Origin of the sequence: Lactobacillus selangorensis (genome assembly GCF_001437205.1) — a bacterium.
Lineage (GTDB): Bacteria > Bacillota > Bacilli > Lactobacillales > Lactobacillaceae > Paralactobacillus > Paralactobacillus selangorensis.
In genome coordinates this window covers 274851-287238 of record NZ_JQAZ01000002.1, presented here as the reverse complement: position 1 = coordinate 287238, position 12388 = coordinate 274851, and the positions used below count along the sequence as shown (strand labels likewise).

Below are 12388 nucleotides of genomic sequence, written 5' to 3'. Positions count from 1 at the left end.
AAGCTTAAAAACGAACATCAATTGAAAATTGTATTTTAAATAAATAATCGTTAAACTTGAAAAAGATCAGCGTGTGTTGATAAGGAGGCCGACAATGACTCTCTTTTTAAAAGTGCTCAATGCAGCGGATAGTAAGGCCGAATTTCATTTTTTGAAAGCTTTGCCATCTGAACATGGGTTTGAATCTCTGGGACGGCATATGTCGGACCAAGAATTTGTCGAAAAGCGCCTCCCATTACGAATCGATATTACGAGATAGTAAAAAAGGCAGCCCTAAAATAAAATTAGGGCTGCCTTTTTATGCGTTACGACTAAAATTTGCCTAAACGTGTTCCAAAAGTCTGTTAATTCTCATTGTCAAAAACGACTTTTATTGCACGCTGGCCTTTTTTCCATCCACTTGCGATAGTGTGTCTTCAAGCATAATGTAATAGGAGAAAGTAATTCCTAAGGAGATAAATCATGTCTGATAATGGTGAACTAATGAATGAATTGACCGCATTGACTAAACGGAGCGACATTTCGAGTTCAATGAAAGGGGTGCAGCAAGTCCGGCTGCAGTATGAAACGGCGATGAAGATGGTTTTGAACCGAATCGATTATCTCGGCAAAGCCTATCAACTGCAGTATGACCGTGCATTGATCGATAGTGTCCAGTCACGGATGAAAAAACCGGAAAGCATCTTGGAAAAAATGGAACGCAAGGGCAGTGACTTAACTCCTGACGGAATCAAAAAAACGATCCATGATATTGCCGGAATTCGTGTCATCGTCCCATTTCTCGATGATGTCGATGAACTCAAGAAGTTGATCATATCGCAGCCTGATTTCCGGATTACCAAGGTCAAAGATTATGTCAAACATCCAAAACCCAATGGTTACCAAAGCCTGCATCTGATCATGGAAGTGCCGATTTATGTTGATTCGAATATCCAAGTGACTGAGGTCGAACTGCAGATTCGCACGATCGCCATGAATTTCTGGGCCTCTTTGGAACACCAGCTCAACTACAAGAAAAATGTTGCTCATAAGGATGAAATCGTTCAGACGATGACGGACAAGGCCAAGCTGATTACGAAACTGGATTACGAGATGAACGACCTGAAACGGCGGATTTGGGCCGACAATGGCCAGCCGAAAGATGACTAATCTTTTTGATAGGGGAGACTTTGTTTCAGAAACGTAAATTGATCGTCGACCTGTTGTTCTTCGGTACCTTCGGTCAAAGAGGCTGCATTCAGCCCTTCGATCACAAAAATAAAGGTTTCAGCCAGCTGGTCGAGGTGTTCGTTCCGTAACACGCCTTGACGGACGCCTAGGGCAAAAATCGAGAGAATCGTCTGTTTGGTGTCATTGAACTGCTGGCGCTGGAATGCTTTGACGGACGGTGTCGTTTTATGGGTGAAATAAAACTCATAAGTGGCGCGCAAGATGCTGTCGTTGCTCGAATAGAGCAGGCGGTCTTTGTGTTCGGCAAAATAGGCCGACAGTACCTCGTCGAAAGGGGCATTATGTTCGATTTGAGTGCGGATAGCATCGAAACGGTGGCCGTTGCGATTGCGGACGACTTCGACAAAGATTTCATCCAGCGACTGAAAATACAAATAAATACCGCCCCGGCTAATACCGACTTCATCGATGATATCCTTCATGGTCGCATCGATGAAGCCTTTTTTGATGAACACTTTGCGAGCGCCGTCCAGGATTTTCTTGCGTTTTTCTTCTTTACGTTCTTCTTGTGAATGTGCCGGCATTAAAAAAACTCCTTTTTAAAAATGACACGAATGTCATTAAGTGCTATACTACGTTACATAAATTATGACACGAGTGTCACTAACTTGAGGAGGTATCATTTTTGAAAACAAATGATAAGACCAAACGGATCGCAATACTGGGTGTTTTACTGGCGATTATCATCGTACAGACCCAGACACCCTTTTTAGGGTTCATTCCATTGGGAATCACAACGGTAACAATCATTCATATTACGGTCATTGTAGCGGCAATTGTGTTAGGACCTGTTGATGGAATGGTCGTCGGTTTGTTCTGGGGGATTCTGACGATGATTCGTGCATGGACGAATCCGACCAGTCCGATTGATCCGATTATCTTTACAAATCCAGTTGTCGCCGTCCTCCCACGTGTGCTGGTCGGTCTCGTTGCCGGCGTCAGCTATCAGTGGCTGGTCAAATGGACGAAAAAAATCAACCTAGCGAGCATCATTGCTGCATTATTGGGAACGGCCACTAACACTATTCTAGTCGTTTCACTCGAATATTGGCTATATACTTCGACAATGGTCAAATTATATCATGTTTCTGGCACGGCTTTGGTCAAGGCATTATCGGCGGTAATGGTTACCAGCGGCGGCATGGAGGCACTGGTCGCAGCAATCCTGACGCCATTGATTGTGCGGGCGTTATTTATCGTTCTCAAACCAAAGCAAAGTGTCAAAATAAAATAAAGCAAGTGGTGTACAATGAATTTCGTACTTATCTTAGCAACTAGGGAAGGAAATTCAGATGTACTTAGCGACACATGAACTAAAGGCCAACAAGGGAAGATATGCACTGGTTATTTTGGTGCTGTTCCTGATCGCTTACTTAATTTATTTTTTAACGGGATTGGCTTATGGGCTGGCGGCCGATAATCGTCTTGCTGTCGATCAATGGGGCGCCGCACGAGTCGGCATCAGCAAATATGCCGATTCGAACCTCGCCGCTTCAACGATTCCCGCCAGCAACGTCAATACGAATCACCTGACGAAGAACCAGGCGCCTTTAGGTGAAATGGCGGCCGTGGTGACGCAAAAGGGCCATTCCAAAGATATCGATGCGACTGTTTTTGGAATCAAATTCGATAGTTTTATTAAACCGAAGCTAATCAAAGGGCATCAGGCTAAAAACGACCATCAGATTGTGGTCGATGAACAGCTCGATGACGGTGCTTTGAAATTGGGCGACCAGCTCCATGTCAACGGCAATAAAACTGATTTGAAGATTGTCGGCTTTACCAAAGGCAATCTGTATGGGACACTGCCAGTCGTCTTTACAACGTTGAAAACCTACAATCTAGTCAAATATACGAATGCCGATTTAGGCAATATCAGCGGTGTCGTTTATAAGAAGACGAGCGATGTCAAAAAGCTCAAGGATGTCAAGACGATTACCATCAATACGATGATTCAGAACATTCCTGGCTACAGTGCGCAGAATTCTACCTTCAGTTTGATGATTGGGGCGTTATTTGTGATTGTCTTGTTCATCGTCGCCATCTTTATGTATATTTTGACAATTCAAAATATCAGTGTTTACGGCATCATGCGGGCACAGGGCATCAGTAATGGGACCTTGATTCACAGTGTCATCGCTCAGTCGCTGATTCTGGGAATTGTCGGCATTGGGCTCGGCTTGATTGCCAATCAGCTGACAGTCTTGATTCTGCCGGCGGCGATGCCGTATTCGAATAATGGCTTGTTAGTGGGCGGCTTTTCGATTGGGTTGCTGCTCATGGTCGTCTTAGGATCCGTCTTCTCCATCCGGCAGATTTTGAAGATTGATCCGATCCGTGCAATTGGAGGTGCTGAATAATGGCTGTACTTGAATTGAAACAAGTTACGAAAACATTCGGCACTGGTTCTGCCGCAACGGAAGCCGTTAAACCGCTCGACCTCAGTGTGGCGGCCGGTGAATTTATTATTCTGACGGGTCCTTCCGGTTCCGGCAAAACGACGCTGCTGACGATGATGGGCGGCTTGCTGACGCCAACCAGCGGTCAAGTGCTGCTGAACGGCCAGGATTTGGCGCAGATGAAAGAAAAAGAGCGCAGCAAAGTCCGCTTTAACCAATATGGGTTCATCTTGCAGGCATCGAATCTGATTCCGTTTTTAACAGTTGACGAGCAGTTTAAATTGGTCGATAAGCTCAGTAAACAAGATCACGGCGACTATGCCGACCAGCTGCTGACGGCCTTAGGGATTACTGAGGAACGGCAGCATTTCCCGAACAAACTGTCGGGCGGGCAGAAACAGCGAGTTGCGATTGCACGTGCGTTGTATAATCACCCAGCAGTCATTTTCGCCGATGAACCGACGGCGGCGCTCGATTCGAAACGAGCCGCCCAAGTCGTTCAGACGTTGCAGGAACAAGCTAAGCAGCATCATGTGGCCGTCATCATGGTCACCCATGATGATGACTTGCTTAAAGATGCCGATCATGTTTATGAAATGGTCGATGGCCAATTACAATTGCAAAAATAATTGTTCCGCTCAGATGACATCAGTCATTATTTCACGAAAAGCAGCTCTTAAAATGCAAAATTTGCATTTTAAGAGCTGCTTTTGTTTTGACAGTATAAATCGACCTAACACGGTAGCGGTCCGGATTAAAAAAAGCTTAAAATTTTATTAAAAGACCTTGTTTAAATTGTCAGCAAGCGCTAACACTACCTTTTGAAGGATGCTTGTTCGGGGGAGTGAGTATTCGGACGGAATGGCCAGTTTTTCACATCAACCAACTGCATAAAACTACATATTCCGATGCACTCGTGCACTAAAAAAACCGCTGAGAACACAGCGGTTTTTTTGTGTATGAATGGTTGTTTAGTCTTTGCTGTAACCGACATAGAATTGATAAATAGCTAAAACGACGTTGATCCAATTGAGGGTGATGAACCAGCCGCCGATTGCACCATGGCTCGCAGCTGCGTAATAAGCCCAGAATCCCCAAATAATAGCAATTACATTGATCCAAGCAAAAGTTTTCAGAAGTGATTGGTTTTTCGACTGTGCAAACATCCAAATCACATTCACAACAAACCAGACGGCTAAGATCCAAAAAGTCCAAGTATACATACAACTCATCTCGTTTCTCCAAATTGTTAAATGCTGGAACGTATTTAACAGTCCATAGGATACGGCGCAGACGGCCAGTTGACCACGTACAATTTTCAGAAAGGTGTTCGTTTCCGGACAAATAGCTTATAATTGTCAGAAAGCAAATGGTTTAACGGAAATTGATCAGAATGAGGGGTAAAAAAGGTGCAGGACATTCGAAAAGTGAAAACGGAACGTGATATTCAAACGGCTTTGCTGAAACTGCTGCGGGAAAAAACGTTTGACAAGATTACGATTGCCGATATTTGTGCAACAGCGCTGACAGGCCGGTCGACCTTTTATGATCATTACACAGATAAATACGCATTGCTCGAGCAGATGGTGGCCCATTATACCGATTTATTTGCTCGTCTGATGCATGACCGTCTCAATGTGCTGATGTCTGAATCTGGCGACAAAGCCCTGATTGCCTTTTATAAGCGCCTGCAACCGCAGGGACAGGCCATTTTGACGTTGCTTGATGTTCATGAGGAAAACGCCGATCTGACCAAAAATATCAAGCAGGAATTAAAAGAAGAATGGACGCATTATTTGGACACCTCTGATCGGCCGTCGACGCTGCCCCGTGACTTCATGGTCTTTTTGGGGACCGATGTAGTGATGAGCTTTATCCGCTGGTCCTTAACGCATACCGTCGATGAAGCGATTGCCCATTTTGCCGGCCGGTTCAGACAGGCAATGTTCGAATAAGGCGTCGCCAACCCCCCAATGAGTTTTCCGTGCTAGATTAGAAGGGTAAACACTGAAGGAGGTTCTCGATATGGCAGATTATCGCATTGAGAAAAAAGATGCTTTTACAGTCGTCGGCTTTGAAAAAGATTTATCCGGCGACTACAGTTTGATGCCGCAGCAGAAAGCTGATTTTTGGCAGCAGGCGACCGGCGACCCCGCCTTTGAAAAATTGGCGCAGAAAGCAGTCAATGATTATGAATTTGCAGTCAATGAGGCGACTCCAGACGGCGCTCGCTATTACGTCGGCCGGCAGGTGGCAGCACCCGTTCAAGCGGATTGGGCGCACATTCATTTTGACGCTGGCAACTATTTAGTCATCGACGGAACCGGTGCAACGGCAACTGAATTATTCAGCAATCTCGAAAAAACGGCTTTTGGCGATGTTTTGAAAAACCTGACCGATTATCAATATGTCGGCGGGCCCAATACGACGATTCTCCAAGGCCACAAAGGCACACAGGCGATGGGGGAAATTTGGATTCCAGTCACAGCGCAAGCATAAAAGCAAAAAATCCCGAATCATTCGGGATTTTTTTGTGCGGTGGTTTAAAGCTGCTGGACCAGACGGGGCAATTCGGTCAAATCGGGCAGTTCATAGGTTGGTTGAAATTGAGGCAGGGCGCTGAGATGGTTCCGGTTAATCCAAATGTTGCGCCAGCCGACCTGGTCGCAAGGGATGATGTCCCACCAGTAACCATGGGCAATATGCAGGTGATTTTCGTTGGTGAGGTGTAAAGCGGCCCCAACGGTTTCAAAAAAGCCTTTTTGCGGTTTGTAACAGCCGACTTCATCGGGAGTGAAGGCATGTTCGATTGTATTGCCTAAGACGGCAAGATGGTCCTGCATCAAATCAGGCGCTGAATTCGACATCAAGTATAGTTGGTGGCCCTGCTGCTTGAGTGCCTGCAGGGCTGGGACAACTTCTGGGTACGGCTGGAGCTGGTGATACGCTGCCAGGACATCGTCGTAATGGGTTTTGAATAGGGGTGCACAGCTGAGCTCCATGTCGACGAAATCAAGGTTGGCGGCAATCAGCTTTTCGTAAGGGCGGATATTATTGACGTACATCAAGCGGTCTTCGTAATTTGCATAAATGGCGAGCGCCTTATCAGCGTTAACGTTGCCGGTGCGGGCAATTTCGGTCAGCACGGCATCGATTGGTGTCATATCGAGCAATGTGTCATAGCAGTCAAATGTCAGTTTCATAATGGGTCACTCCTTTTACTTTGAGTGTAGCATGTTTCTAAAGTTTTTCTGTGAAAAGCGGGAAAACAGTGGCTTTTCAAACTCATTTTTGTACACTAATAAAGTAGGAGTGACGTGAATGAAAAAGTGGGTTTCGATTTTAATGGTCATGCTGGTGCTGCTGACGGGTTGTTCGGCGCACAAGCAGGGCACAATCAAAACGGGCAAATTACGGGCAACGGCGTTTGCGCTCGTTTCAAGTGCGGAAAATTCGACGACGGATTATCCGAAACAATATGCATACATTGAAGACATTGGCGATGGTCGGGGCTATACAGGCGGCATTATCGGTTTTACCTCCCGGACCGGCGATATGTTTGATGTGGTCCGCAAATATGTTGAGCTGCGGCCGCACCATAATGGCCTGGTTAAATATTTGTCGGCGTTGAAAGCCGTCAAAGGGACCGACTCGCATCAAGGTTTGGGGCAGCCCTTTGAACAAGCTTGGCAAAAAGCTGCCCATGACAAAGAATTTATTGCGGCGCAAAATGCTATTTTGAACCGTCAATATTTGAATGTGGCGTTACGTTATGCCCGGCGCGACCAGCTGGGGCCGTTGGGACAGTATATCTATTATGATGCCTTAGTGGTGCATGGACCAGGGACCACCCATGATAAGACGTCGTTTCAAGGCATTCGGCGCAGTGCCTGGCGGCTAGCCAAAACACCGGCACAGGGCGGCGATGAAGGTAAATATTTGAACGCCTTTCTGGATGCCCGGACGCCGATTATGAAACGGGAAAAGGCTCATCGTGATTTATCCCGTCTCAAAGTGCAGCGGCGGCTGATTCGTGAAAAGAAATTCAATTTGCAGCTGCCGCTCCGCTGGACGATGTACGGCGATAAGTATCATTTGACTGAAAAGGACGTTCTGCGGTTGGAAAAACAATCTGAATAAAAAAGTGGGCGCATGACAGAAGTCGATTTTTTGACTTCGTCGTAGATGGCTACCACGTTTCGCAAATTTATTCTGTTCAAACAAAAATGACTCTTTAAATGCAAAAATTGCATTTAAAGAGTCATTTTTCGTTTAGAAATAGGCTTGGATGCCTAAACTGATTGCCAGGATGACGGCGCCGACGCCGATGACGATTTTGAGGACTCGAACGGGCGAATGCCGCACGATGATCGGCCCAATGTAGCCGCCGATTAAGAAGCCAACAGCCAGTGGAATAATCCAGCCCCATAATAATTTGGTATGTAAGCCATAAATAATGGCCGAAATGACGTTGGCAACGGCAAAAATAACGTTCTTTTCGGCATTGTATTTGACGAACGGTTCGGTGCTAATGACACCAAGCAGCGCCAGCATCAGGACCCCAGCGGCTGCGCCGAAATAACCAGAATAGACGCCGACAAAGAAGACACCGAGATAAGCCAAAGCACGGGCACGCGCCGAAACAAGCTGCGGCCGCCGTTTATGCGGAGCCAGTTCAGCAATTGCCGCAAACAGGATAAAGAACGGCACGATTTTCTCAAACGCCTGTTCAGGGATGGCAAACAAGAGCAGTGCGCCGCAAATACAGCCCAGTAAAGTAATCGGCAGAAACGTCCATAATTCTTTATGCGAGCCATGTAATTCCCGCTGCGACGACAAAGTAGCGCCCACACCCGAAAATATGAGGGCGACCGTGTCGGTGACGTTGGCTGCAATCGGCGGCAGCCCCAGGACGAGCAGCGCTGGATAGGCCACCAGCGATGCTAAACCAGCGACGGCATTACAAATCCCCGCCAAAATCCCCACAATAATTAAAATGATCCACAACACTTCTCAGTCAGCTCCCAATGTTTGTTCTGTGTTAAGTATACTTAATTTTCAGGAAGAAGATTGGGAAAAATGAAAAAAAGAATTGCGCCCCGAAGAGGAAGGCCGCAACTCAAGGACTGCGTTTAAATTTTTAAACTTGAAATGATATCCTCATGCTGCTGAATATCGCTCAGACGTTTACGGTCTTCGGCAATCAGCAGCAGAAAAAGGGCTTCGGTAACTGTCATCGCCGCCACACGTGAGAAATAGTATTCCGAATTAAGGACTTGCTGGCGTACCGATGTCCGGAGATGGAAATCAGACTTGAGGGCAATCGGCGAATCCTTGCGATTGGTAATCGAAATCACCTTCATGCCACGCTGTTTAGCGACTTCAATTTGTTTGAGCAGCGATTTAGCTTCGCCCGAATTGGAAATGACCAGCAGCGTGTCGGCGGCTTGCAAATTCAGCGTTTGGCCAATCGAAGTTTCCCAAGCTTCGGCCCCAATCGTTAAGATGCCGATCTGATTGAACCGGTAAATTGCATCAGCCGCCACAGGAAAGGTATTGCCCTCTGCGACGACCTGGACGATGCGGCTAGAATCGATCAGATGCAGGATTTTTTTAACAACTGGTGTTTTGAAACTGGCTAATGTGTTTTTGATTTCGGTAACTTTATTACTGCTAATCGTATTCAAAGCCTGCTGCACATTGTCGATGTTGATTTCATCATAATAAGCGGATTCTTTGTCGGCCACCTTAGCAAGCTCGATTTTCAGCTGATGGAAGCCGTCTAACGAAAGATTTTTGCAGAAACGCGAGATGGAAGCTTCACTGACAGCAGCTGCTTTCGCTAATTCGGCGATGGTGTCGTTGACGGCTTGACTAGGGTCAGCCAGAATCGTTTTGGCAATTTTTTTGTCGGACTGTGTCATGGTCCCTAAATTGCCGTAAATCACATCGATGATATTGTCATTTTCCATGAACCGTCGTGCTCCTTTGTGGTTGCTTTGATTTCTACTTTACCACATTTGGGGTTAGACGTGGTTTCCAAATTCCGTAGATAACGCCGGCAATAACAGCCCCGATGATCAATGCAGCGATGAACCCGAAAGGATGGTGAACCAGCAGGATGACCCACAAGCCGCCATGCGGTGCGGGTACACTGACTTTCCAGAGCTGAGCGAGTCCGCCGCCGATAACGGCACCAATCACACTGGAGGTGATTACACGCAGCGGGTCGGCAATTGCAAATGGAATCGCGCCTTCGGTAATGAAGGAAATCCCCAAAATGTAATTGCTTAAACCAGCTTTTTGTTCGTCGGGGGTAAATTTATTCTTCCAAAGTGTCGTGGCTAAAGCAATCGCAAGCGGTGGAATCATGCCGCCAATCATAACGGAAGCCATCATACTACCGTTGCCGGTTTCGGAGAGAACCCCGATTGCCGTTGTGTAGGCCGCTTTGTTGACGGGACCACCCAGATCGACGGCCTGCATGCCGCCTAAAACGGCCCCCATCAGAATTGCATTCGCAGTGCCCATTGTCGTTAAAATGTGAACGAGGAAAAGATTGACGACTGAGAAAATCGGATCGATGATGAAAAACATCAGTAAACCGATACTAAGAAGCCCTAGAACTGGGAATAGAATCATGGGTTTCAGACCTTCTAATGATTTAGGCAGATGGACGAATAATTTTTTGAGTCCTAAAATCAGATAACCAGCTAAAAAACCGGCGATGATGCCGCCGATAAACCCGGCGCTCCCAGTCGATTTGACGACGCTGGCTGCGGGCAAGGTCGCCATGTAGCCGCCGACAAAGCCCGGCATCAGTGCGGGCCGGTCGCCGATTGAAACGGCAATATAAGCGGCTAAGATTGGAATCAGGAAACTGAAGGTGTTGGTCCCCAACGAGTTGAGGAAGGTGAAAGCGAGTGATGTTTTGCCCAAATATTGTTCGACCATGAACGAGATGGCCATGATAATTCCGCCGCCGACGACAAATGGCAGCATGTTTGAAATCCCGTTCATCAGGTCTTGATAAATATGATGCCAGATGCCGCTGGGTTCGTCGTCAGCAGCTTCAGCTGGGGCTTCGCTGGTATGACCGGCATGATAAAGCGGCCCCTTTTGAGCGAGTGTGTCTTGAATCAGTTCAGCTGGTTTTTTGATGCCGGCGACGACGGGGACTTGAAGCAGGTGTTTGCCGTCGAAACGCTCCATGGCCACTTTTTTGTCGGCGGCTACAATAATACCAGTTGCATGGGCAATTTCCGAATCGGTCAAACGGTGCTTAACGCCTTCGGAGCCGTTTGTTTCGACCTTAATACTGACGTGGAGCTGATCGGCAGCCTTGATTAAAGCGGCTTCGGCCATATATGTATGGGCAATTCCGGTGGGACAAGCCGTAACGGCGAGTACCTGCGGAAAATCGGGGTGGGAGTCAGCAGCGGCCACAGCGGCATCTTGCTGGTGCTGCCGTTCCTGGGCAGCTTTAAAAGCAGCTTGAACATCGTCCGGTGTAGCGACGGTTTTTAATTGTTCAATCAGCTGCGAATCGAGTAGGAGCGCCGACAAACTAGCGAGTGCTTCCAAATGAGTGTTATTGGCATTAGCGGGCACGGCAATCATAAAGAAGAGATGCGTCGGCTGGCCGTCCAATGAATGATAATCAAGGCCGGACTTGCTGCGGGCAAATAAAACGGCCGGTGTTTTGACGGCCGCATTTTTAGCATGGGGAATCGCAATGCCGGCACCGATTCCAGTTGAGGTTTCGGCCTCACGTTTTAAAATATCGACACGAAAAGCGGCTTGGTCGTCAATGATACCGTTTACAAAAAGTGACGTAATCATTTCATCGATGGCGGCAGATTGATCTGCTGCTTTTAAATCGAGAAGCATAAGGTTGGGCTTTAATAATTTACGAATGTCCATCTGAAATTCACTTTCCTTTTTATTTTTTATATGAAATTATTATGCCACAAATATAGCTAAATTTTTTCGAAAAGTCAATTAAATAAAATTATTTGACAAATCTATAATTTCATAATATATTTATTCATGAAATATAATTTCAAATGTGGAAGGTGATTCGTGATTGGAACCAATAATTAAAACGGCACTTGCATTGATTAAGCCGCACATGCAGATTGGTCTTGGCGGCGGCCATAACGTCGCTAACCTGACCGCAGCGCTTGCCAAACGGACTGACTTGAACCTGACTTTTTATTCGCCGTCAGAACTGACTCGGCAAAATTGTCGGCGGTTGGGTTTAGCAGTCACCGCATTGACACCGGACACGCACATCGATTTGGCGTTTGATGGTTGCGACAGTGTTGATACCGCATTTCATGCGCTCAAGAGCAATGGCGGCATTTTCTTGGCAGAAAAGGCCTATGCCGAACGCAGTCAGGAATACATTTTACTGGTACCGGCCGATCGGCGGCGCCCAGCTTTGAATCCGGCCGTCCCACTAACAATCGAAGTGGCACCGATTGCCGCTGAAACAGTTCTGCAGTTTATCCAAACACAAGGTTACCAGGCTGAAGTCCGTGCGGGCGAAAAAGTTGCTAGTTGGGCCCGCACACCGGCTGGAAACCTGCTGGTCGATTGTCAGGCTGATGATTGGTTCGACATTGGCAATTTCAATGCGGCCGTCAGCCGTCAGAACGGGGTCGTTGCTACGTCTTATTTTGCGAATTTAGTCACTCAGGTCTTGACGTTTGCACCAGATGGTACCGTCAAGCACTATCGAAAGGAAGGTTTTTAAA

Annotated in this window: 15 protein-coding genes; 9 read left to right on the top strand and 6 right to left on the bottom strand. The window is 46.9% G+C overall.

Features of this window, described 5'->3' with window-relative positions:
• Positions 1–94: 94 nt before the first annotated feature.
• Together IV40_RS10715 and IV40_RS03950 are read left to right on the top strand one after the other, a co-directional pair.
• On the top strand, positions 95–259 hold the full coding sequence (locus IV40_RS10715) for a hypothetical protein (RefSeq protein ID WP_156404222.1): 165 nt from the start codon (positions 95–97) through the stop codon (positions 257–259).
• Between the two features lie 203 nt (positions 260–462).
• Positions 463–1149, top strand: a complete 687-nt coding sequence (locus IV40_RS03950) for a GTP pyrophosphokinase (RefSeq protein ID WP_057769078.1) — start codon at positions 463–465, stop codon at positions 1147–1149.
• Here IV40_RS03950 and IV40_RS03945 read toward each other — a convergent pair.
• On the bottom strand, positions 1146–1754 hold the full coding sequence (locus tag IV40_RS03945) for a TetR/AcrR family transcriptional regulator (protein WP_057769077.1): 609 nt from the start codon (positions 1752–1754) through the stop codon (positions 1146–1148). The genes IV40_RS03950 and IV40_RS03945 overlap by 4 nt on opposite strands.
• 101 nt (positions 1755–1855) lie before the next feature.
• Here IV40_RS03945 and IV40_RS03940 point away from each other — a divergent pair, with 101 nt between their 5' ends.
• From IV40_RS03940 to IV40_RS03930, 3 genes are read left to right on the top strand one after another with little or no spacing between them, the layout of a single operon-like run.
• Positions 1856–2464, top strand: a complete 609-nt coding sequence (locus IV40_RS03940; RefSeq protein WP_057769076.1) for an ECF transporter S component — start codon at positions 1856–1858, stop codon at positions 2462–2464.
• Between the two features lie 58 nt (positions 2465–2522).
• On the top strand, positions 2523–3590 hold the full coding sequence (locus tag IV40_RS03935) for an ABC transporter permease (RefSeq protein WP_057769075.1): 1068 nt from the start codon (positions 2523–2525) through the stop codon (positions 3588–3590).
• Entirely contained in the window at positions 3590–4258 is a 669-nt protein-coding gene (locus IV40_RS03930) for an ABC transporter ATP-binding protein (protein ID WP_057769074.1), read from the top strand. Before IV40_RS03935 ends, IV40_RS03930 begins: the two co-directional genes overlap by 1 nt.
• A 342-nt stretch (positions 4259–4600) precedes the next feature.
• Here the strand turns inward: IV40_RS03930 and IV40_RS03925 are convergent, their stop codons facing one another.
• The gene (locus IV40_RS03925) at positions 4601–4852 is read right to left on the bottom strand and encodes a hypothetical protein (protein ID WP_057769073.1); all 252 of its coding nucleotides are present in this window, start codon (positions 4850–4852) and stop codon (positions 4601–4603) included.
• A 186-nt stretch (positions 4853–5038) separates the two neighbouring features.
• Between IV40_RS03925 and IV40_RS03920 the strand changes: the two genes are divergently transcribed.
• Both IV40_RS03920 and IV40_RS03915 read left to right on the top strand, forming a co-directional pair.
• Positions 5039–5584 (top strand): TetR/AcrR family transcriptional regulator, encoded by a 546-nt coding sequence (locus IV40_RS03920; protein ID WP_057769072.1) that lies wholly within the window; start codon positions 5039–5041, stop codon positions 5582–5584.
• 70 nt (positions 5585–5654) lie between these two features.
• On the top strand, positions 5655–6128 hold the full coding sequence (locus tag IV40_RS03915) for an effector binding domain-containing protein (protein WP_057769071.1): 474 nt from the start codon (positions 5655–5657) through the stop codon (positions 6126–6128).
• Positions 6129–6172: 44 nt separating this feature from the next.
• Here IV40_RS03915 and IV40_RS03910 read toward each other — a convergent pair whose 3' ends face one another.
• Positions 6173–6832, bottom strand: a complete 660-nt coding sequence (locus IV40_RS03910) for an HAD family hydrolase (protein WP_057769070.1) — start codon at positions 6830–6832, stop codon at positions 6173–6175.
• Positions 6833–6950: 118 nt separating this feature from the next.
• Between IV40_RS03910 and IV40_RS03905 the strand changes: the two genes are divergently transcribed.
• Positions 6951–7769 (top strand): chitosanase, encoded by an 819-nt coding sequence (locus tag IV40_RS03905; protein ID WP_057769069.1) that lies wholly within the window; start codon positions 6951–6953, stop codon positions 7767–7769.
• A 132-nt stretch (positions 7770–7901) separates the two neighbouring features.
• Here IV40_RS03905 and IV40_RS03900 read toward each other — a convergent pair whose 3' ends face one another.
• The 3 genes from IV40_RS03900 to IV40_RS03890 form a co-directional block, all read right to left on the bottom strand.
• Positions 7902–8639 (bottom strand): sulfite exporter TauE/SafE family protein, encoded by a 738-nt coding sequence (locus IV40_RS03900; protein ID WP_057769068.1) that lies wholly within the window; start codon positions 8637–8639, stop codon positions 7902–7904.
• Between the two features lie 122 nt (positions 8640–8761).
• Positions 8762–9601, bottom strand: coding sequence for a MurR/RpiR family transcriptional regulator (locus IV40_RS03895; RefSeq protein ID WP_057769067.1), 840 nt, complete (start codon positions 9599–9601; stop codon positions 8762–8764).
• Positions 9602–9635: 34 nt separating this feature from the next.
• Positions 9636–11552 (bottom strand): PTS fructose transporter subunit IIABC, encoded by a 1917-nt coding sequence (locus IV40_RS03890; RefSeq protein WP_057769066.1) that lies wholly within the window; start codon positions 11550–11552, stop codon positions 9636–9638.
• A 163-nt stretch (positions 11553–11715) separates the two neighbouring features.
• On the opposite strand from IV40_RS03890, the gene IV40_RS03885 reads away from it, so the two are divergent.
• Positions 11716–12387 carry a ribose-5-phosphate isomerase A gene (locus IV40_RS03885; protein ID WP_057769065.1) on the top strand — a complete coding sequence of 224 codons (672 nt, stop codon included), beginning with the start codon at positions 11716–11718 and terminating at the stop codon, positions 12385–12387.
• Position 12388: the final 1 nt, after the last annotated feature.